Source organism: Peribacillus sp. ACCC06369 (assembly GCF_030348945.1).
Classification (GTDB): Bacteria; Bacillota; Bacilli; order Bacillales; family DSM-1321; genus Peribacillus.
This window is the reverse complement of the sequence record NZ_JAUCEN010000002.1, coordinates 3,553,025-3,573,576: the sequence shown is the minus strand read 5'-3', so window position 1 is coordinate 3,573,576 and position 20,552 is coordinate 3,553,025. Positions and strand designations below refer to the sequence as shown.

The window sequence follows — 20,552 nt, the reverse complement described above, 5'->3', positions numbered from 1 at the left end:
GGTCAATGGTTTTTTTCTTGTATCATTTTATGGCTGCAGGTTTACCTGACATCCAATTATTCACCCAGACTGATGCTTCTTGCCAATTGTTGACCCGAATCACCCTTTCAGGCACAGGATCTTGGTTGTAAGGAGTATTAAATAAAATCACGGGTATTTTACACTCCTCCGAAATGGCCACTGCATTATCGTGCTTGTCCTCTAAAAACAGGTCGATATCAAATTTCTTGGCTGCAGCCACTTTATCGTGTGAACCTACAAGCTCTATATGATCATAAAGGACTTGATTCGTCGTGAACCAGTTCTTCGTTACATCCAATAAACGGGAGCTCCTGGCACTGATAAAATATAAGTTGGCTTTTTCTGTCCATTTTTCCAATACATCTTTCGCTCCTTCAGCCAATAAAGATTCGGAATAGATGAGTGGCTCGGTTTCAATGAACCATTTAGTGAATTCTTCTTTTGGAACATTCACGAAAGGGAATAAGTCATACTCCGTAATGTCTTCATAAGCTAAATTCAGCTGAAAAGCTTTATTTAAAAAGGGGACCATGGAATCTGGTCTCGTAACAGTCCCATCTATATCAATGCCAAAACGTTTTTTCATGATGAATCTCTCCTCATTTTCAATACTTGTAATAGTGTAACATATACCATCATAGCTTTGGTAAAAACCCATATTTATTTCCAAGACATGAAACCATTTTCACGATGGATTCCAGCAATTTTTACATACACTATAAATGCTCCACAAACGAAAGTGAGGGATGCAAGAATGGAAAAAGATCAATACTCCAGTATTGACGATGAGATGCAATTGGCTAAAGAGGGCAGTGATACATCCGTTGTGGATGATCAACATCATGAGCGGTACTATAATGAAGATACACCTTCAGATGACAGACGATATGAAAGTCGCGGGACCGATGCCAATTTGGATAACCGCTATCAGGAAGAAACGTCTGCCGAAATTTCAACACCACCTCAGCGAATCAGGACATATAGGGATGACGAGTCTGCAGGTGCTGCTGATTCCGGGGATGTGGCATCAAGAGGGAAAGTTATTGGTGTCATAGCTTTGATCATCTCCGTTTTATCGTTATTCATGATGCCTTTCATCTTAGGGGTTGTGGGTATCATTGTAGGGATAGTGGCAAGAAGCCGAGGATCGAACATGGGTACTTGGGCCATAGTCATAGGTGCAATCTCCATCATCGTTGGCATATTCATCCTGCCATTCTTTTAAGCGTTATGAAACCCTTTGATGTCATTTCTCCAAAATGCATCAAAGGGTTTTTCAAATGAAAAAAAAATCCCGATAATGAAAATTCGGGATTTTTTGCTTTATTTATTTAGTAAAGCTGCAGCAGCAGCTTCGGCTCTTTGTTTTTCATAGTACTCTTCAGCAATTTTGTCAATTTCCTTTTTCAGTTCCTCGACCATCGTCTCTTCAGGTACTTTACGAACAATCTGACCTTTTCTAAACAGCAAACCTTCACCACGAGCCCCGGCTATGCCGATATCAGCCTCACGGGCTTCCCCAGGACCGTTTACCGCACAACCAAGCACTGATACCTTGATTGGTGCTTTAATCGTCTGGATGTACTCTTCAACCTCATTCGCGATGGAGATTAAATCAATTTCGATTCGACCGCAAGTAGGGCAGGAAATTAAAGTGGCCATGTTAGAAGCAAGGCCAAATACTTTTAGGAGCTCCCTTGCCACCTTCACCTCTTCGACAGGATCGGCACTTAAGGAAACACGCATCGTGCTTCCAATACCTTGACTTAGGATTGCACCTAGTCCGGCAGCACTTTTTACTGTTCCGGAGAACAGTGTACCTGATTCCGTGATCCCAAGATGTAAAGGGTAATCGAATGCTTTTGAAGCTTTTTCATATGCTTCGATGGCTAAATTCACATCGGAAGCTTTCATGGAAACGATAATGTCATGAAAATCGAGATCTTCCAGGATCTTGATATGGTGTAAAGCACTTTCTACCATTCCATCAGCAGTTGGGTACCCATATTTATCCAGGATTTTCTTTTCAAGAGAACCGGCATTGACCCCGATGCGGATTGGAATTCCTTTGGCCTTCGCAGCTTTCACGACTGCCTCAACCTTTTCACGGCGTCCGATGTTACCGGGATTTATCCTGATTTTATCCGCTCCGCCTTCAATGGCCTTCAGAGCAAGTTTATAATCGAAATGAATATCGACTACAAGAGGGATGTTAATCCGTTTTTTTATTTCAGGGATTGCATCGGCTGCCCTTTCATCCGGACATGCGACCCGTACGATTTGGCATCCCGCTTCTTCAAGACGAAGGATCTCTGCAACCGTTGCTTCAACATCATGTGTTTTTGTAGTTGTCATGCTTTGTACTATAACTTCATTATTGCCGCCAATCGTTAAGTTTCCGACTTTAATTGGCCGCGTCTTGGTGCGATGTATGATTTCACTCAAGTGGAATTCTCTCCTTTAGGAAAAAATCAGTTTTGATTTTTAATTTGCTACTCTCAAATATTGTATCAATGTACATACCGGTTGACAAGGAAATAGGACGCAATATCTTTTTTCAACATGAAGGATTCCCTATTCCTGGATATATTCGTTGCATGGAAACCCCTCTTAATGGTTCTTGGGAAGGGGGAGTTCTCCATTAAGACGGTTATTTATAAACGGGTATCTTATATGTTTTGCCAATTTGCATATTTTCGGGCGGCAATCCTTCATTCAAACTTTGAAAGTCAGAGATGATCGTTTCGATTGGCTGATTGGATCCGCCTTTTTCCGTTTCAACGATGGAGAGTAAGGTATCCCCGGGTTTCATGGTGATTTCTTTATAAGCAGCAGATGGTGCGGATGCAGGCTGGCTGGCCGGGACGGCCGGTTCGCTTGTAGTGGCCGGTGGATGGGAAGCCGGCAGGGTCCCCGTAGTCAGATCGAAATAAATAATAAATAAAGTGAAACAGAATGAGATAAAAAGCAGTAGCCGTTTCAATTTTCCATCCTCCCAAGCTTGTCTTTAATTCATATATACTTGGAAGGGTCCGAAAATATGCCTAAAAATGGGCGGTTTTTCAAATGGAATATGGGGTACCATTCAAATTCTCTATTTCAGTTGAGTAAAATTCTTATTTGAATGGGAGCTAAGAAAGGAGCTGATCTCCTTTGTAGTCAGACCAATCTCTCTTGCCTGCATTATAAGTAACAACCACTGTACATCAATATTACTCTCCTTCACGTCTATCACCTCTTAATTACTATTTCAAGTATAAGTATAGGAATAACTTGGTGAGTATTTTGTCGAATTAAGTAGATATGAAAAAATGATGACTGTAGTCATATGCGGGGAAAGGATTACCCGATTATTAGCAAAAGAAAAAGATCCGCACCAGGATGGGTCCGGATCTTTTTCTTTTTAAAATCAATCTTCGATCTTATTAGTTGATGTTTCTTTAATGGATAAATATAACATCATCAATGTCACAAACCAGCTAATGATTGAAGCGAATGGAACCGTTGCTTGAAAAGCATCCATGATGGTGAAGAATATGGTGGCAAGCGTAATGCTGTAAGCACTAATTCTCCATAAATGCCTATAGGAAAGCGAACGGCCAAGGGCATTTTTGAAAAGAAGACCGAAAGCGGCAAGGATTGTCACTTTAATGAAAATTCCGCTGGCAGTAAACAGGTATAATATAAGTAGTAGCAATGGAAGGATGATCGGTAGCACAGATTCGACTGAATCAAGCCAAGTGGATATGTCCTGATTATCTCCTTCCAAAAGTGAATATGGAGAGGATTGCACGTTGCCTCCAGATACGAAAACCAGATCAGACTTTAAAAGTGCGACAGCCTCATCAGCTTTTGCAGCCACTTCTTCCGGGGTTAAGGCTCCCGTACCATCTACAAAAATTTGATAACCGTTTTTATTCAAGCTAAATGGTTCACCTTCTTCAGTCGTCAACGTGCCATTTTTGATTTCAAATGCCGGCAAGTCTTCGGATACTGTTTCATGCATGGCATCTATCCCGTCAACTATCATTGTACCGAAATAATAAGCTGAAGGGAGAAAGGCGATTAGACTTATAAAGAATACGAATAAAATCGTTTTCCCGATACCTTGGTTTTGAAAGGAAGCGATATCTTTAGGAGAATATAAGCTTACCCATAGTTGTTTGAATATGTTCAATGTTTTCAGCACCTAACTATATAAGATTCCTAACCAATTTTAACTATATGGGAAAAATAAAACAACCTGTATTCAGCTTCATTGGTTTCAACCATCAATAAAGAGGCAATTATGGAGAGATAAAGCCAATTTATAAATGAAATGAGAAAGGGCGTTTTTGGTTATGGATACACTATTTTGGATAATAATCATCCTCATGTTCATAATGGGCTTCGTCGGTTTGATTTTTCCGATCATCCCAAGTGTTTTATTCATATTCGGCGGAATATTGTTATATGGACTATTTTATTCGTTTGAACCATTTGGCTGGTTTTTCTGGACGGTACAAATTCTATTCGTCATCCTTTTATTCGCAGCCGATTATATCGCAAACATGGTTGGGGTCAAAAAATATGGCGGCACGAAAGCGGGGGTTTGGGGCAGTACGATTGGGCTTCTGGTCGGACCATTCGTGATTCCGTTCGTCGGAATTTTAATAGGTCCATTCATCGGGGCATTCCTGGCAGAAATCCTAGTCCATAAAAAAGACCCGGTCACTGCTTCTAAAATCGGCCTTGGTTCCGTCATAGGTTTTATAAGTAGTGTAATCACAAAAGGCATCATTCAATTACTGATGATCGGATATTTTATATTCGTGGTATTCTCATAGGAAATAAAATCGAAAAATGAAAAATTGAGGCATAAGGTTTGAAACGGTTACAAAAATTTGATACTCTATTGCTAGCGAGCTTCAGGTATCTTTCGAGAACTGAAGCCCTCAAAAAAAAACAGCTTACATAGGGAGGAATTTTATTATGGCTTTTGAACTTCCACAATTACCGTATGCATACGATGCATTGGAACCACACATCGACAAAGAAACAATGAACATTCACCACACTAAACATCACAACACATATGTGACAAACCTGAACAATGCTCTAGAAGGCAACCAAGAACTTCTAAGCAAAAGCGTTGAAGAAATTGTCGCTAACCTTGACGCAGTGCCTGAAGCTGTTCGTACAGCTGTACGCAACAATGGTGGCGGACATGCTAACCACACTTTATTCTGGGAAATCCTTTCACCTAACGGCGGCGGACAACCAACTGGTGAATTAGCGGATGCTATCACTTCAAAATTCGGAAGCTTTGACAGCTTTAAAGAAGAGTTCGCTAAAGCAGCTACAACTCGTTTTGGATCTGGCTGGGCTTGGCTTGCTGTCAACAATGGCGAGTTGGAAGTAACAAGCACACCGAACCAGGACAATCCTTTATCAGAAGGTAAAACTCCTCTTCTTGGATTGGACGTTTGGGAACATGCTTACTACCTAAACTATCAAAACCGTCGTCCTGAATACATCAATTCTTTCTGGAATGTTGTAAACTGGGATGAAGTTGCAAAACGTTACAGCGCTGCAAAATAATTTGTAATTAATTAAAAAGACAGGAACCCCCTTTCCAGGGAATCCTGTCTTTTTTTTGTTTCTTATAATGAGGGGACTACAACAGTATAAGTGCAACTACTTCTCTGTCTTCGCCATCCTTGTCTCGCCAATCGAAGAGTTTTCTTTATACTGTTCTTGATCCCTGATTTCAAGAGAGAGGAAAACAGTATAAGTGCAACTACTTCTCTGTCTTCGCCATCCTGTCTCGCCAATCGAAGAGTTTTCTTTATACTGTTCTTAATTCCTAATTTCAAGAGAGAGGAAAACAGTATAAGTGCAACTACTTCTCTGTCTTCGCCAATCGAAGAGTTTTCTTTACCTTTTTTTACATAAATTCTTTTGTTTTTTCAAACACTAGAGTGGAATTTAAAGGAGAGTTAAAACAATGGGTATTTTAGAGAGATGGTTGGGTGAAGCGGGAGGGAAGAAGGATCTGCATCTCCTTTTGTTTATTGGCGGTCTGTACAGCCTAAGTATTGCTTTATCCAATACATTCGTTAATGTGTACTTGTGGAAACAATCCGGTCAAATTATTGATATTGCCGTATATAATCTAACCGTGGTGCTTTTTCAACCACTAACTTTTATCTTTGCTGGCAGGCTGGCGAAAAAAGTGGATCGAATCATTGTTTTGCGTCTAGGCGTTATCTTTTTGGCCCTATTTTATTTATCTGTCCTTTTGGTCGGCACACATGCAACGGATTTCCTATGGCTGCTTGGTGCACTGTTAGGTATTGGTTATGGGTTTTATTGGCTTGCCTATAATGTATTGACTTTTGAGATCACTGAACCGGAAACAAGAGATTTCTTCAATGGTTTTTTAGGGATTTTATCATCCCTCGGGGGAATGGTTGGTCCGATTCTTTCAGGGTTCATCATTTCGAGGCTTGAAAAATTCACGGGATATTCCATTGTATTCGGATTGTCTTTGCTATTGTTTTCCGTTGCGGTGTTTCTTAGCTTTTCGTTAAAAAGGCGTCCGGCTCATGGGAAATACTTTTTCCTTCGGATATTGCAAGAACGTAAAAATAATCGAAATTGGCTCTTGATTACCCGTGCTCACTTTTTTCAAGGGATACGAGAGGGCACATTCATGTTCATCATTTCGATTACAGTTTTCATTCAGACGGAGAGTGAACTGGCCTTAGGTAGCTATGGTCTGTTAAATTCAGCCATTTCATTCGTTGCGTATTTTTTTGCTTCGCGATATATAAAACAGCCGATGCGGAAAAAAGCGATTCTTATTGGGGGAATCCTGTTGTATGCAGGGGTCTTATTGATTGCATTTGATATCACATTCGGAAAGCTTCTCATTTATGGGGCGATTGTTGCTACCGCTTATCCTATTCTTTTGGTTCCTTATATTTCATTGACTTATGACATTATAGGCCGCGCTTGGAAAGCAGCGGAAATGAGGATTGAATATATCGTTGTCAGGGAACTGTTCGTTCATATTGGAAGGATTGTATCCATATCGGGATTCATTCTTTCCGTCATGTTTTTCGACCTAAAGCAAGTACTGCCGGTTTATCTTTTAATCGTCGGGGCAGGGCATACCGTGATATATTGGTTTGTACGGAAAATCGATATCATTGACCAAGATTAGAGGCCTTAGTGGCCTCTTTTCAATATCCATGACTTACGGTTTTAGGAAATATGAGCCGTAAGTCACTTTTTATGTAAAGTTCGTTAGATGTTTAATATTTCTAGAACACTAAGGTAGAAAAAAATATAAATGTTCTATAGAATAGTATAGGACTATTATGACTATGTAAAAAGGATGTGTGGCTTAGTGTGAATAAAAAGAAAAAGAAAAAGACGCATGTGCCTTTCAGATTGAATATTCTTTTCTTTTTAGTGTTTGTTTTGTTTTCCGCTTTAATTTTACGCTTGGGTGTTGTACAGATTGTTTATGGTGATGATTACCGGCGTGAGATTGAAAGAACAGAGGAAGTGACCGTGAATAATTCGGTGCCCCGTGGGAAAATGTATGACCGGAATTTAAAATTGATGGTCGATAACCAACCACTGGATGCAATTACATATACACGAAAGCAAGGTACGAAACAAACAGAAATGGTGGAAACGGCTGAAAAACTCGCGAAGCTGATCGAAAAAGACACAAAAAAAGTGACTGAGCGCGATAAAAAGGATTTTTGGATTTTAAATAATCCAAAGTTGGCCGAGAAGAATGTTACGGATAAAGAGAGGAAAAAGGTGGAAGAGGGAGAGCTGGAAGAAAGTGATTTGTATAAGCTTCAGCTTGATCGGATTACTTCAGATGAAATAGAGCTTTCGAAAGATGAGCTGGAAGTCCTTGCCATCTATAGGGAATTTGCTAGCGGATATGCCCTTACCCCGCAAATTGTGAAAAACAAGAAAGTAACGAAAGAAGAATTCGCTAAGGTGAGTGAAAACCTTGATTCGCTCCCAGGGGTCGATATATCAACAGATTGGGATCGTTTTTATACGTATAATAAAACGCTTAAATCTGTATTAGGTAAAGTTTCTTCATCTGAAGAGGGTTTGCCTAGTGAAAGCCTGAACTACTACCTTGCACGTGATTACAGCCGGAATGACCGTGTAGGTAAGAGTTATATTGAGGCGCAATATGAGGATATCCTCCAAGGGCAGAAAGCGAAAGTAAGGAATGTGACCGATAAATCAGGAAATGTTGTCGATTCCGAAGTGATTACTGAAGGTTCGCGAGGAAAAGATCTTATATTGACAGTTGATATGGATTTACAGCTTGCAACAGAGGAAATCATTGAAAAGGAATTGATTGCCAAGAAAAAAATGGGTAACACCAAATTCTTGGACAGGGCCTTTGTCGTCATGATGGATCCCGATACAGGGGAAATTTTAACGATGGCGGGTAAGAAATATGAGAAGGATTCAAAAACAGGGAAATCTTCCATAGAGGACTTTGCATTAGGGAATATTACGACTTCCTATACAATGGGCTCCTCAGTAAAAGGCGCAACTGTTTTGACCGGTTATCAGCAAGGAGCCATTCAGCCAGGTACATACTTTTATGATACGAAGCTGAAGATTAAGGGTACAAAGGAAAAAGGCTCATATAGTAACTTTGGGAACATTAATGATTTGACTGCGTTAAAAGTATCCTCGAACGTTTATATGTTCAGAACGGCAATTAATATTGCAGGTGCGCATTATGTGCCGAATGAACCTTTGAATATAAGTTCAAGTGCCTTTTCAACCATGCGTAATTCATTTGCCCAGTTTGGCTTGGGTGTCCGAACGGGGATCGACCTCCCGAATGAAATGAGTGGATTCAAAGGTTCGGAAACGTCACCAGGTAAACTGCTTGACCTCGCAATCGGACAGTACGATACGTACACACCGATTCAGCTTGTGCAGTATGTTTCAGCCATTGCGAATGGCGGTAACCGCATGAAGCCGCATATGGTTAAGGAAATCCGCGATCCGGTAGATAATAATGAGGAATTGGGTCCTATTGCGGAAGACGTTTCACCAACTGTCCTTAATCGTCTTGAGATGAAGGAAGAATGGATAGAACGTGTGCAGAGCGGTTTCGAGAAAGTTTCCATGGAACAAGGCGGAACAGCATATAAGTATTTTGGTAAGAAACCATATACGGTAGCGGCTAAAACCGGAACGGCGCAAGCGTTCTATGATGGTCCGAACCGAGCGGATTATAGCGAACCTCAAGATACGATGAATATCACGTTGGTCGGCTATGCCCCTGCTAAAAATCCGGAAGTTGCTTTTGCTGTTGTTGTACCGTGGGCGTACCAGGGCCATTCGGGTCATGATATGAGTAAAAAAATTGGCGAAGAGATTATGGATACTTATTTCGATCTGAAGAAAGAACGGGCAAAGAAGGAAAATACTGAAACCTCGACTGATTTGAAAGTGGAGAATGGTAAAGACGTCCAAAAGGACCAGGCTGAAGTTAGAAAAAGCCAGGAAAATGAATAAAAGGTTAAAACACGTTTTTGGGTAAACCGAAAACGTGTTTTTTTGTCATAAAATAAAATTGCTCAGTGATGCTATCAGAATGCCTCGAGCTTTGCACTTTCCCCTTATGAAAGAGATTTATAATCACTTCAGTTGGAGTAATTTCCCGCACATGTAAATACCCCTTGGGCACAAAATAAGAGAGTGATTAAAAGACTTTGACTACCTTTACAATATAAACACAATTATTTACTGAACATTTACAATTGCTTTAAACGGGATTTACAGTCTAAACGTATGATGTGAGAGTAGGACAAAATATTCATATAAAATTCTTAGGGGGATATACAAATGAGACGTTTCAAATTTATGGCAATGACTGCAGTAATGGGTGGAGTAATCGCAGTGGCAGCTGGATGTGGATCTAATGATACTACAAATAGCGGTAAAGGAAATGAAACGGCTTCAGATCAACTCAAGGGCGAAGTGATTATGGATGGTTCATCGACTGTATTTCCAATCATGGAAGCAGTTGCTGAAGAATATATGGCGGAACAACCTGATGTTAAAGTATCTGTAGGATCATCGGGAACAGGTGGCGGATTTAAAAAATTCATCGCTGGTGAAACGGATCTAAGTAATGCGTCCCGACCAGTCAAAGACGAAGAAAGTGCGTTACTTGATGAAAAGGGAGTTAAGTATACAGAAATGAAGCTTGCGTTTGATGGTATTTCTATCGTTGTCAATAAAGATAATGAGTTCATTGATAAAATGACAGTTGACGAACTAAAAAAGCTTTGGGTTGACAATGGATCAGTGAAGAAATGGTCTGATATACGTCCGGAATGGCCGAAGGAAGAAATTAAATTTTACTCTCCGGGAACTGATTCTGGCACATACGATTATTTCAACGAAGTTATTTTAGAGGAAAAACCAATGGTCGAAAATGCGACTCTTTCTGAAGATGATAACGTTCTTGTACAAGGGGTCGAAGGTGACAAAAATGCGATTGGTTTCTTCGGATTTGCTTACTATGCAGAAAATAAGGATAAATTAAAAGTTGTATCCATCGATAATGGTAAGGGTGCTGTTGAGCCTACCCATGAAACGATTAAAAGCGGGGAGTATGCACCACTGTCTCGTCCTCTGTACACATATGTATCCAATAAAAGTGTAGCTGAAAAGGAACAAGTGGCTGATTATACTCAATTCGTCATTGAAAATGCTGGAGAGCTTTCTGAAGAAGTAGGCTACGTTAGCTTACCGGAAGAAGAGTACAAGAAGGATCTTGAAAAATTGAACGAACTAAAAAAATAATCTGTTTAACAGGCTGCCCAATCTCTTAGTATAAATAGGGGGATTGGGTAGCCCCTTAATATTGCGTGTCTGAAATGGAGGATACATGTTGGAACCGAAACAAACAGATACCTATTCTGTACAGCGATTGATATTAGAAAAGAAAAGCAAAAAAAGATGGAATATAGAGAAAATCATTCCTAAGCTGTTATTCCTTACAGCTGTGATTTCTGTATTTATAACCATTGGAATAATCCTTACGTTGATTTTTGAAACTTTTATATTTTTTGACAAAGTGTCCATCGTGGAGTTTTTAACAGGACAAAAATGGTTACCCTTTGCATCCACGCCTTCCTATGGGGTTATGCCACTTGTTGTTGGAACGTTGAAGGTAACGGTAATAGCGGCGTTAGTTGCAGTTCCGGTAGGTCTTGCAACAGCCATTTTCTTGAGTGAATATGCATCGGAGAAAACACGGAGAATCATTAAGCCGATTTTAGAAGTTTTAGCTGGAATCCCTACTATCGTTTACGGCTTCTTTGCCTTAACCTTTGTAACGCCAGTATTGCGGGATATTTTTCCTTCCCTTGACATGTTCAATGCCTTAAGTCCTGGGATTGTGGTAGGAATCATGATCATGCCAATGATTGCCTCTTTATCGGAAGATGCACTTGTCTCAGTACCGAAATCGATTCGTGAAGGTGCGTATGCTCTAGGTGCTACGAAACTGGAAACGACGATTAAAGTGGTATTGCCAGCGGCCATGTCCGGAATCGTTGCTTCAATTGTCCTGGCTTTATCCAGAGCGATTGGAGAGACCATGATCGTAAGTGTCGCAGGTGGATCGACTCCAAGTATGAGTATGGACGTCACAAGTTCTATTCAAACGATGACTGCCTATATCGTACAGGTGAGTACTGGAGACGCAGGGTATGGGACAACGATTTACTACAGCATATATGCGGTTGGAATGACACTGTTCGTCTTTACGCTTATTATGAATTTATTGGCGCAGTTCATCTCCCGCAAGTTCAGGGAGGAATATTAAAACATGAAACTGATAAACAAAGATCATGTTGTAAAGAAAATGCCCACTCGGCTGGCGGTTAACTCGATATGTAAAGGATTATTCTTCTTAGCAACCTTATTTGGCCTTCTGGTATTGGCCATCTTATTTTATCGGATATTGACTCAAGGAATTGGTCATTTGAATTTGGATTTCTTCCAGAATTTCGCTTCAAGAAGACCGGAAGAGGCTGGTGTAAAGGCAGCTCTTATCGGTTCTATATGGTTAATGGCCGTCGTTACTCCAATTTCCCTTTTTCTCGGTGTGGGAACGGCGATCTATTTAGAGGAATATGCAAGAAAGAATTGGATCACCACTTTTATAAAGTTGAATATTTCCAATCTGGCAGGTGTTCCGTCAATTGTATTTGGATTACTCGGTTTGACGGTTTTCGTTAGGGCTCTAGCCTTGGATCGCTCCGTGTTGGCAGCAGGTTTGACGATGAGTCTACTCGTCTTGCCAGTCATCATTGTTGCAGCTCAGGAAGCCATACGTTCTGTACCGCGTGATATAAGGGAAGCTTCTTATGGAATGGGTGCAACAAAATGGCAGACGATTTTGAAAGTGGTTCTTCCAGCTGCGATACCTGGTATTTTGACAGGTGGAATACTCGCTTTATCCCGGGCGATTGGAGAAACGGCACCATTAGTGGTAGTTGGTATCCCGTTGTTCATCGCATTTTTACCGCAATCGGTCATGGATACATTTACGGTGCTACCGATGCAAATCTATAACTGGACATCCCGGCCACAGGAGGAATTTCAGCAGGTTGCGGCTGCGGGTATTATCGTTTTACTTGCTCTGTTAATTTTAATGAATTCGATAGCTGTCATAATCCGTAACAAATTCCAGAAAAGATACTGATTGGAGGAAGGAAAGAATGAATATGACATTAGAGGGACCCAAAAAGGCTCCAACAGTTGGAATAGAAAATGCAGATTCTGTTTTCTTAAAGGAAACGGTGTATGAAACGTCAGATCTCAATTTATGGTACGGCGAAAACCATGCTTTAAAAAATATTAACCTAGATATGTATCAAAATGAAGTGACAGCCATTATCGGGCCATCAGGATGTGGGAAATCTACCTACATCAAAACATTGAACCGAATGATCGAACTAGTCCCGAATGTTAAAACGACAGGCCAGATTAAATATAGGAACCGCAATATTCTAGATCAGTCTTACAAGGTAGAAGATTTAAGGACACAGGTTGGTATGGTTTTCCAAAAGCCTAATCCCTTCCCTAAATCAATTTATGAAAATGTCATATACGGACCAAAAATCCACGGTATCAAAAATAAAAAAATTCTGGACCAAATCGTGGAAAAGAGTTTAAAAGGGGCAGCCATTTGGGATGAAGTGAAAGACCGTCTGCATGAAAATGCGTATGGCCTTTCTGGTGGACAACAACAGCGCCTTTGTATCGCTCGCTGTCTGGCGATTGAACCAGATGTCATTTTAATGGATGAACCGACTTCTGCTCTTGATCCTATTTCCACTTTGAAAATAGAAGAATTGGTCCAAGAACTGAAAAAGGATTTCAGCATCATCATCGTTACCCATAACATGCAGCAGGCGGCTCGTATCTCTGATAAAACGGCCTTCTTCTTAAATGGGGAAGTCATCGAGTATTCCGACACCAACACCATCTTTTCGAACCCGAATGATAAGAGAACAGAAGATTATATTACCGGACGTTTTGGCTAATGAAAAGGAGATGCGATAATGGTTGTTCGTGAAAATTTTGAGCTTCAATTAAAAGAATTGCAAGAGAAAATAGTGAAGTTGGCTAATTTAGCTTCAGGTGCGATATCAAAATCATATGCCGCACTGGAAAACAAGAATGTTGAAGAGGCTCTTGAAGTTATTGATGATGATACAATAGCTGATTTACTGGAAGAGGAAATTAATGACTTTGCGATTTTACTGATTGCTAAGCAGCAGCCGGTTGCGATTGATTTAAGGCGTATCATTGCTGCCATAAAAATCGCCTCGGATATTGAAAGGATGGCGGACTTTGGTGTGAATATCGCTAAATCAGCCATCCGAATCGGTGACCAGCCATTTATTCTGCCTTTAACACCATTAAAGCAGATGCACGATATTACTTTAAAGATGATTCAACTTTCAATAGAAGCATTTGAGAATGAAGATGTTGTTCTTTCAAGAGAAATCATTGAAATGGATGATGAGGTTGATCGCTTTTATGGAGAGATGATTCGAAGTCTCCTTCGCCTTTCAGATGAGAAAAACCTACAGCAGGTCACACAGCTTTCCTTAATTGCCAGATATTTAGAAAGAACGGCAGATCATACAACGAATATCGCAGAGAATATTTACTTCCTGGTAAGAGGGAGATATATCAGCAGGAATGAATGAATGAATTCATTCTTATTTGAAAAAAAGAGAGGCTTTTTTTTCGGACAAAGTCCAATTAAAAAGTCTCTCTTATTCATTAATGGGTCAAAGTGTTGGCCAATTGTCTATATGTCATATTATTCGTAACGACAAACTCGCCGATTTGAACTTTTTTTGAGAAATCATGTTCATTTATATAAGCTTCAAATCCAGCAGCATCATCGATGATTTTTTCCTTGGAGAGCCTATCGGCAATTTCAGTTGTGGTCATATTCGTTTTCACTTTAATCGTATAGGAGACGATGGATTGATCTTTTTTTGATGCTTCATTCTCCAATAAATCTTTATCTGCATCCTTTGGTTGGACGGTCTTTTTTGTTTCCTCCATAGGAAGGGAAACGACGAATCCCTGCTTCACGAGCAATTCCTTAGCTTCCTCTGCAGTCGGAGTGGTACCTTCGATTAATCCGGTGCCATAATTAAAACCGGCAAAGATTGTTGTTGTAAAGATGATACCGGCGGAAAGACCTTGCAGTCTTGCTTTGTTCATCTTCATTCACCCTGCAATCTTTGTTGCTCGATCACTGAAATGGTTTGTTCCTTCGTTAACGAGGATTGGCTAGCGATCTGGTCCAAAGAAAGACCTTGACTATATAAGGATAGAACCTGACTTTTTAGAATTTCATGAATAGGTTCAACTTCATTGGAAGTGACAAGTGATTTAGTCTTAACGGGAGGAACAGGGTCATCCTGGATAACGAATTCCTCTTCAAGAATCTTCACCTTCTTCTTTAATTGGTAGATATCCTGCATATACGTAATGGTTATCTGTTCTAAATCTTCTTCTAATTTGGCAACCTTATCTTTACTGAAAAAGGAAATGATAAGAAGGACAATCGCTAATGAAAAAAGAAGGATGATAAGTGTTTCCATGATTTCACCTCAGAAGCTAAATTTCGACATATACTTATATTTTACACATATTTTATAATAAATTGGAGATTTTCATATTTTTATATCTTCGGAAGTGGCAGTTACCTTCAATTATTGTCTGTTTTATTTCAAATTATTGTCGAAATGCCTCATGACTATCGTTGAAGAAAAAAATTCAGGCACTAAAAAGGGGAAAAAAACCCTTTAGATATAACATACATAAAATTCGACAAAATGTGTTTATTGTCCATCAGCCAATTCAGTGCTAACATAAAGATAGAATAAATCGAAAAAACGAAATATTTTGAATAGTTAAAATTAATAAACCTATAAGGAAATGGTGTGCAGATTCTAAAGTGGATAGTTTCACTGTCAGCGCCTAACGATAAGTTATATAAGGATAAAGAAGGGGAAGGGATGATTATATGAATTCGATCGCGTATATGCCGCAGGATAACCAGGATATGTATCGTAAGGGGTTAAAGGCTGGGTTATGGATGGATGAGAGTTTTGATTGGTATCCTGAGGAAGATATGATGAGTCATCCTAATGGGGAGATCCGGACACTTTCTCAAACTTATACCCAAGGGCAGGTGACCTTTTCGAAGTTCACGATTAGGAATACCTCATTTGAAACTAAGCGCCCAAAAGTGTTTTTTCACTATGAAAACGCTTTCGAAAGACAGGCGGTGGCTTTTTATAGCCCGAATGAACGGGCGATTTTACATGTAGCCCCTCAATCGATAGCCTTATTGGGTGGATTGGTGAAAGGGAAAAGCATCTCTCAATATTGCATCCAAGGTAAGGGAAGCCTTTATCAAGAGGGATGCTTCAAATCATTGAAAGAAGGGCTCCTGGCTTATTCACCGCTCGCCAAAGGGGAGGTAACCAGCGTTTTCACACTAGAGACTGAAATCTTACCGAAGGAATGTGTGGAAGCTGTGGCTTGGGTCATTCATGCTGAAACGAAAGAAGAAGCGAAAATCATGAATAATCAGCTCCTCCTGACGATGCAAAACGTAACCAATTAAAAATTAAAAAAAGTTAATGTTGGATTTCCCAAAAAACATACTAGCAATTCACATTGAATAATGCTATTATAGAAAAGTCCTATGTGAAAAAGTCAATATGTTTGGAGGGAAATACACAATGCGCGTGAATATTACATTAGCTTGCACTGAATGTGGAGACCGTAACTATATTTCTAAAAAAAATAAACGTAACAATCCAGACCGTCTTGAGCTTAAAAAATACTGCTCAAGAGAAAAACGCAGCACGACTCACCGTGAAACAAAGTAAGCAACAGGATTTTTCCTGTTGTTTTTTTTTTGCATTTTTTTAATGTCTTCTCCCTATCTTTCCTTTAGTGAATATTTTCAGAATGCACTCGGCAATTTCCCATTTCGTATTTTCGTAAATGAACAAATATTATGAGATAATAATAGAATTAGACTAAAGGAGTCGGAAATGATGAGAGAAAACAAAAATAAGCTCCGCCAAGAAGTTAGGTCCCGTTTAATGGAGCTGACCAAAGAGGAACATAAAGAACTTTCGAACAGCATCGCTGAAAACTTATTTTCACTGGAGGAATGGAAAAAAGCTAAAACCATTGGGATCACCATCTCCATTCCGCCTGAAGTTCCAACAGTACGGATCATCGAACAAGCATGGAGTGAAGGAAAAGAAGTGGCAGTACCGAAATGTGATCCTGAAAAAAAGACAATGGAATTCAAAAAGATTTCGTCCTTCAATCAGCTGGAGTCTGTTTATTATGGATTGCTTGAACCAGTGGAAGAAACTGCCAAGGCCCGCAAAGAGGAATTGGATGTAATGATCGTCCCCGGTCTTGCTTTTACCAAAGAAGGGTATCGCCTGGGCTTTGGGGGCGGCTATTATGACCGTTTCCTCTCTCATTACCGAGGAGCTACATTGGCCCTTACATACGAGCTTCAATTAATGGATGATCTCCCGATAGAGGTTCATGATATAGCTGTCAGCAAACTCATCACCCCATCCAGGGTTTTACGCACGTACGCCCACTAGAAGAAGTTTATTAATTATCACTTTTTTGCTCATAAAAATCCTGTCCTGTATCACACTAATGATAGGAGGGATCGTTATGCTTCGATTAATTATTCAAATCTTCTTGGTTGGTTTAGTGGTTTATGCAGGTTATCAAAATCGGTACCGCTTGATAAATGTTGTGCTGTCTAGCGGTATACTAAGAAGATTTCTAGTGACCAAATCCTTGAATATGCCAATGTTCAGGGATAAAATGATGCAAAGCATGTTCAGTCAGACCAAATGATGATGCCGGCATCTTAAAAGGAACCTGATCAGGGGTTCCTTTTTTATTTATAACCCAGAGGGAGAGAGGGGTTAAAACAGTCTCCTTTTTTACTTTTTTCATGATTTCGTCTATAGTTTTAATTATAGAAACAGGAATTTTAGAAGCTTAAGATTCATTGGAAAGTGGGGAAGGCATTGGGATTTAAAGAGGATTATTTGTTTTGGGAAACCATTAGGGAGTTGTCGGCCCATTATGATTATCGAATGATCACTGTCACGGAAAACCATCAGGAGATTTGGCTTGAGAGCGATAAGAATAAGGAGTTTCCAGTCATCAGACTCATTCGACATGATTTGGATTGGGCTAATTGGCTCAAGCGCGATATCGACCGAACATTGCAGAATGGGGAAAGGATCAGAAGGAAATTATACAAAAAGCCCATAGACATATTAAGTATCTATGTTAGTAAATTTGCCCCGGTCGATGATCATGACTTTAGTTTACAGGTGGCTTCCTTTAAAAAAACGAATGTTAACACGTTTATTCTAACTTGTGAATCATTTAATGATTCGTTACAAAACCTTGAGCATGTATTGAAAAAACCACTTTCAATTCAAGTTCTTGAAGAAGATGAAATAGATGAGGAAAAGATTCTCGCAGTAAAGAAAGACGCAATCTCGGAGTCGGTCAAAAAGGCTAAGGCTGAGCAGAAGGTATTTCAAAATGCCAATAAGCCATTCTTTACATATATATTCATGGCGATACAAATAGCTGTGTTCATCTTGATGGAGTTCAATGGAGGCAGCACCAATTCCAAGACCTTGATTGAGTTTGGCGCTAAATTTTCTCCTTATATCATACAAGGGGAATGGTGGCGGTTCTTTACACCAATGATTGTCCATATTGGGTTTATTCATTTACTGATGAATACATTTTCATTGTATTTGATCGGTGCTGAAGTGGAAAGGATATACGGTAATGCCAGGTTCCTTTTCATCTATATATTCGCTGGTTTCGCTGGAACTCTAGGCAGCTTCATCATGACCCCGAATCTTTCGGCAGGGGCGAGCGGGGCCATTTTTGGCTGTTTTGGGGCACTTCTGTACTTTGGCATCGTCTATCCGAAATTATTCATGCGCTCGATGGGTTCATCGGTGATCGTGTTGATCATCATTAACTTAATATATGGTTTCACCGTTTCGGGAATTGACAATGCAGGGCATATCGGAGGTTTGATCGGAGGGTTCTTGGCTGCTGGAGTGGTCCATCTGCCAATATCCAAGAATATCTTTCGGCAGCTGGCTTTTCTGATAGGGACGGCAATACTGACCTATGGCTTGCTTCAATTTGGTTTCAACCATCAGGACAGTGCAGCTATGGATGATAATACCATGGCCATGCTTGCCCAAAAGTATATTGATGATGAAGAAAAAGATAAAGCGGAAGAGATGTTATTCAAATATGTGGATGCAAACCCTGATGCACCACTATCGCTTTTTATGCTAGGGAATTTATCTTTTGAGAAAAAGGATATATATAAAGCGAGGGATTATTATGAAAAGGCGGTTGAAAGCAATCCGGATTTGCATGAAGCCCATTACAATCTTGCCTTAGTCTACATGAATCTCGAATCATTCGATCAAGCTAAGGAGCAAGCTGAAAAGGCTATTGAGCTTGCCCCGGATAATAAGTCATATACTAAACTGCTGCCAGAAATTGAAAAGCGGCTATAACTTTTGACGTAGCACGATTGGGGTACCGTCTTTCAGTCTAAACAAGACAAGTATTTCACTTTGATTCTTAGCCATGAGCAATTGGGGGATGGTGCTGCCTTGTGGACTCACAGTGGATCCATCCTCCTTTTTTATTCCTAACACATAATTTTTATAAAGCCCTTCCCACAGCTTTCCCACAATTTCTTCCCGTTTGAATTGGGGGAAGGCAGAAAGCCATTGGTTTTTTTTTGAGGGCAGGTCTGTCAATGAGATGATTTTGTACTGATCCAGATTAACTTGAAATGCTTGACCGGCTTTCTCCAAACCATTTCGAACCGTTTGATCGGTAAAGCCGTCCAGCGTTTTTTTCCACTGAATCTGTTCCTCTGAAAGGGGACGGTGGAAGTATTGAAAAGTTGGTGTAGTTACTGTATAAAGTTTTTCTTTACTCAGCTGCTGGGCACTGGTGAAAATTGTGTCGCTCGGATGAACCTCGGCATAATGAAAAGTTACCGCTTCATAACGCCCACTCTCGGTTTCTTTAGATTTCGCTTTTTGAGAGAGTTCTTGTTTATTTTGCCGCCAATTTTTTAACGCTCCTGCCAATTTTCCATTTTTGTATAAGAGCGATACATCCTGACGTAAGTAAGCAGGCTGGTCCAACGCAGAACTCACCTTCCAAGTGATTGTATAGGTGGAATTCCCGGTACCCTTCGGTGTCAGGTGGGTGGAAGCATGTTCAAAATGGAGCGAGGAATCGATGGGAAAAAAAATGATGGTTTCCTCTGTCTGTTCATTATTTGAAAAATAAAGGATGACAAAAATGGTGGTTAAGACTAAAAAGACGGTATACTTCAATTGTAGTTTCATTTTTCCCCTCCGTTTTTACGCATGATGAATGGTTTAAAAAATATTAAGCAGTTTCAAATTTTCAAATCAAATCGAAAGAGTCCATATTAGTCGTTCACATTCTTGATATTTCATCATATGAATAGAGTTGGACATGTATGTGGAGGATGGGGAAAATTATCAAAAGTGGAAATCGACGCTTGTTACAATGAGGCTGATTCGATATACTTTCCTATAGAAAAGAGTAAAGAGGCTTATTATGAAAACATATTATGATCTTCAACAATACCTGAAAAGATTCGGCACATTTATTTACATTGGTGATCGATTAGCCGAGCTTGAACTGATGGAAGCTGAAATCAGGGAAATCCACCGTATGCAGATGATGGATACGAAAGATTATCAAATGGCGATCCTTTTAATTAGGCAGCAATTGTCTCTTGAAAGGGAAAAACAGAAAAAAAATTGATAAAAAAGGTG

At 39.9% G+C, this 20,552-nt stretch carries 24 protein-coding genes; 16 read left to right on the top strand and 8 right to left on the bottom strand.

The features are described 5' to 3' along the window. Window positions 1-22: 22 nt before the first annotated feature. A complete protein-coding gene (locus tag QUF78_RS18230) occupies window positions 23-607 on the bottom strand; it encodes a 5' nucleotidase, NT5C type (RefSeq protein ID WP_289315651.1) in 585 nt (194 codons plus the stop codon). A gap of 87 nt (window positions 608-694) precedes the next feature. On the opposite strand from QUF78_RS18230, the gene QUF78_RS18225 reads away from it, so the two are divergent. Then, window positions 695-1,246 (top strand): DUF308 domain-containing protein, encoded by a 552-nt coding sequence (locus tag QUF78_RS18225; RefSeq protein ID WP_289325773.1) that lies wholly within the window; start codon window positions 695-697, stop codon window positions 1,244-1,246. Window positions 1,247-1,344: 98 nt separating this feature from the next. On the opposite strand, the gene ispG is transcribed toward QUF78_RS18225, so the two are convergent. The 4 genes from ispG to QUF78_RS18210 form a co-directional block, all read right to left on the bottom strand. Next, window positions 1,345-2,457 carry a flavodoxin-dependent (E)-4-hydroxy-3-methylbut-2-enyl-diphosphate synthase gene (gene ispG / locus QUF78_RS18220; protein WP_289318333.1) on the bottom strand — a complete coding sequence of 371 codons (1,113 nt, stop codon included), beginning with the start codon at window positions 2,455-2,457 and terminating at the stop codon, window positions 1,345-1,347. 214 nt (window positions 2,458-2,671) lie between these two features. Then, the gene (locus tag QUF78_RS18215; protein WP_289325772.1) at window positions 2,672-3,004 is read right to left on the bottom strand and encodes a type IV pilus assembly protein FimV; all 333 of its coding nucleotides are present in this window, start codon (window positions 3,002-3,004) and stop codon (window positions 2,672-2,674) included. A gap of 111 nt (window positions 3,005-3,115) precedes the next feature. Continuing rightward, window positions 3,116-3,247: a DNA-binding anti-repressor SinI gene (gene sinI, locus QUF78_RS28045; protein WP_483313852.1), complete on the bottom strand. Its 132-nt coding sequence runs from the start codon at window positions 3,245-3,247 to the stop codon at window positions 3,116-3,118. Window positions 3,248-3,430: 183 nt separating this feature from the next. Next, entirely contained in the window at window positions 3,431-4,198 is a 768-nt protein-coding gene (locus QUF78_RS18210; RefSeq protein ID WP_289325771.1) for a DUF1189 domain-containing protein, read from the bottom strand. A 163-nt stretch (window positions 4,199-4,361) separates the two neighbouring features. Here QUF78_RS18210 and QUF78_RS18205 point away from each other — a divergent pair, with 163 nt between their 5' ends. The 9 genes from QUF78_RS18205 to phoU all read left to right on the top strand — a co-directional run bounded on the left by QUF78_RS18205 (window position 4,362) and on the right by phoU (window position 14,306). Next, window positions 4,362-4,847, top strand: a complete 486-nt coding sequence (locus tag QUF78_RS18205) for a DUF456 domain-containing protein (protein WP_289325770.1) — start codon at window positions 4,362-4,364, stop codon at window positions 4,845-4,847. Window positions 4,848-4,992: 145 nt separating this feature from the next. Beyond that, window positions 4,993-5,601 carry a superoxide dismutase SodA gene (gene sodA, locus QUF78_RS18200; RefSeq protein ID WP_034308436.1) on the top strand — a complete coding sequence of 203 codons (609 nt, stop codon included), beginning with the start codon at window positions 4,993-4,995 and terminating at the stop codon, window positions 5,599-5,601. A gap of 406 nt (window positions 5,602-6,007) precedes the next feature. After that, on the top strand, window positions 6,008-7,228 hold the full coding sequence (locus QUF78_RS18195) for an MFS transporter (protein ID WP_289325769.1): 1,221 nt from the start codon (window positions 6,008-6,010) through the stop codon (window positions 7,226-7,228). Between the two features lie 188 nt (window positions 7,229-7,416). Continuing rightward, window positions 7,417-9,585 carry a peptidoglycan D,D-transpeptidase FtsI family protein gene (locus QUF78_RS18190; RefSeq protein ID WP_289325768.1) on the top strand — a complete coding sequence of 723 codons (2,169 nt, stop codon included), beginning with the start codon at window positions 7,417-7,419 and terminating at the stop codon, window positions 9,583-9,585. A gap of 330 nt (window positions 9,586-9,915) precedes the next feature. Next, window positions 9,916-10,881 (top strand): PstS family phosphate ABC transporter substrate-binding protein, encoded by a 966-nt coding sequence (locus QUF78_RS18185; protein ID WP_098369797.1) that lies wholly within the window; start codon window positions 9,916-9,918, stop codon window positions 10,879-10,881. A gap of 88 nt (window positions 10,882-10,969) precedes the next feature. After that, window positions 10,970-11,908: a phosphate ABC transporter permease subunit PstC gene (gene pstC, locus QUF78_RS18180; RefSeq protein ID WP_377408237.1), complete on the top strand. Its 939-nt coding sequence runs from the start codon at window positions 10,970-10,972 to the stop codon at window positions 11,906-11,908. A gap of 3 nt (window positions 11,909-11,911) precedes the next feature. Then, window positions 11,912-12,790, top strand: coding sequence for a phosphate ABC transporter permease PstA (gene pstA, locus QUF78_RS18175; protein ID WP_289325767.1), 879 nt, complete (start codon window positions 11,912-11,914; stop codon window positions 12,788-12,790). Between the two features lie 22 nt (window positions 12,791-12,812). Next, window positions 12,813-13,634, top strand: a complete 822-nt coding sequence (gene pstB, locus QUF78_RS18170; RefSeq protein ID WP_430103258.1) for a phosphate ABC transporter ATP-binding protein PstB — start codon at window positions 12,813-12,815, stop codon at window positions 13,632-13,634. 18 nt (window positions 13,635-13,652) lie between these two features. Continuing rightward, complete coding sequence (gene phoU / locus QUF78_RS18165) at window positions 13,653-14,306, top strand: phosphate signaling complex protein PhoU (RefSeq protein WP_289325765.1); 654 nt, start codon at window positions 13,653-13,655, stop codon at window positions 14,304-14,306. Between the two features lie 76 nt (window positions 14,307-14,382). Here the strand turns inward: phoU and QUF78_RS18160 are convergent, their stop codons facing one another. Together QUF78_RS18160 and QUF78_RS18155 are read right to left on the bottom strand one after the other, a co-directional pair. Beyond that, complete coding sequence (locus tag QUF78_RS18160) at window positions 14,383-14,835, bottom strand: hypothetical protein (RefSeq protein WP_289325764.1); 453 nt, start codon at window positions 14,833-14,835, stop codon at window positions 14,383-14,385. A gap of 2 nt (window positions 14,836-14,837) precedes the next feature. Next, entirely contained in the window at window positions 14,838-15,218 is a 381-nt protein-coding gene (locus QUF78_RS18155) for a hypothetical protein (protein WP_289325763.1), read from the bottom strand. Between the two features lie 425 nt (window positions 15,219-15,643). Between QUF78_RS18155 and QUF78_RS18150 the strand changes: the two genes are divergently transcribed. From QUF78_RS18150 to QUF78_RS18130, 5 genes are all read left to right on the top strand, one after another. Beyond that, a complete protein-coding gene (locus tag QUF78_RS18150) occupies window positions 15,644-16,249 on the top strand; it encodes a hypothetical protein (protein WP_289325762.1) in 606 nt (201 codons plus the stop codon). A gap of 118 nt (window positions 16,250-16,367) precedes the next feature. Further along, window positions 16,368-16,517, top strand: a complete 150-nt coding sequence (gene rpmG / locus QUF78_RS18145) for a 50S ribosomal protein L33 (RefSeq protein WP_028391797.1) — start codon at window positions 16,368-16,370, stop codon at window positions 16,515-16,517. Window positions 16,518-16,688: 171 nt separating this feature from the next. Beyond that, entirely contained in the window at window positions 16,689-17,261 is a 573-nt protein-coding gene (locus QUF78_RS18140) for a 5-formyltetrahydrofolate cyclo-ligase (protein ID WP_289325761.1), read from the top strand. 76 nt (window positions 17,262-17,337) lie between these two features. Beyond that, on the top strand, window positions 17,338-17,526 hold the full coding sequence (locus QUF78_RS18135; RefSeq protein WP_289325760.1) for a hypothetical protein: 189 nt from the start codon (window positions 17,338-17,340) through the stop codon (window positions 17,524-17,526). Between the two features lie 164 nt (window positions 17,527-17,690). Continuing rightward, window positions 17,691-19,241: a rhomboid family intramembrane serine protease gene (locus tag QUF78_RS18130; RefSeq protein ID WP_289325759.1), complete on the top strand. Its 1,551-nt coding sequence runs from the start codon at window positions 17,691-17,693 to the stop codon at window positions 19,239-19,241. Here QUF78_RS18130 and QUF78_RS18125 read toward each other — a convergent pair. Beyond that, window positions 19,236-20,093: a hypothetical protein gene (locus tag QUF78_RS18125; protein ID WP_289325758.1), complete on the bottom strand. Its 858-nt coding sequence runs from the start codon at window positions 20,091-20,093 to the stop codon at window positions 19,236-19,238. The genes QUF78_RS18130 and QUF78_RS18125 overlap by 6 nt on opposite strands. 238 nt (window positions 20,094-20,331) lie before the next feature. Here QUF78_RS18125 and QUF78_RS18120 point away from each other — a divergent pair, with 238 nt between their 5' ends. After that, window positions 20,332-20,541, top strand: a complete 210-nt coding sequence (locus tag QUF78_RS18120) for a YqgQ family protein (protein WP_076365307.1) — start codon at window positions 20,332-20,334, stop codon at window positions 20,539-20,541. Window positions 20,542-20,552 lie beyond the last annotated feature (11 nt).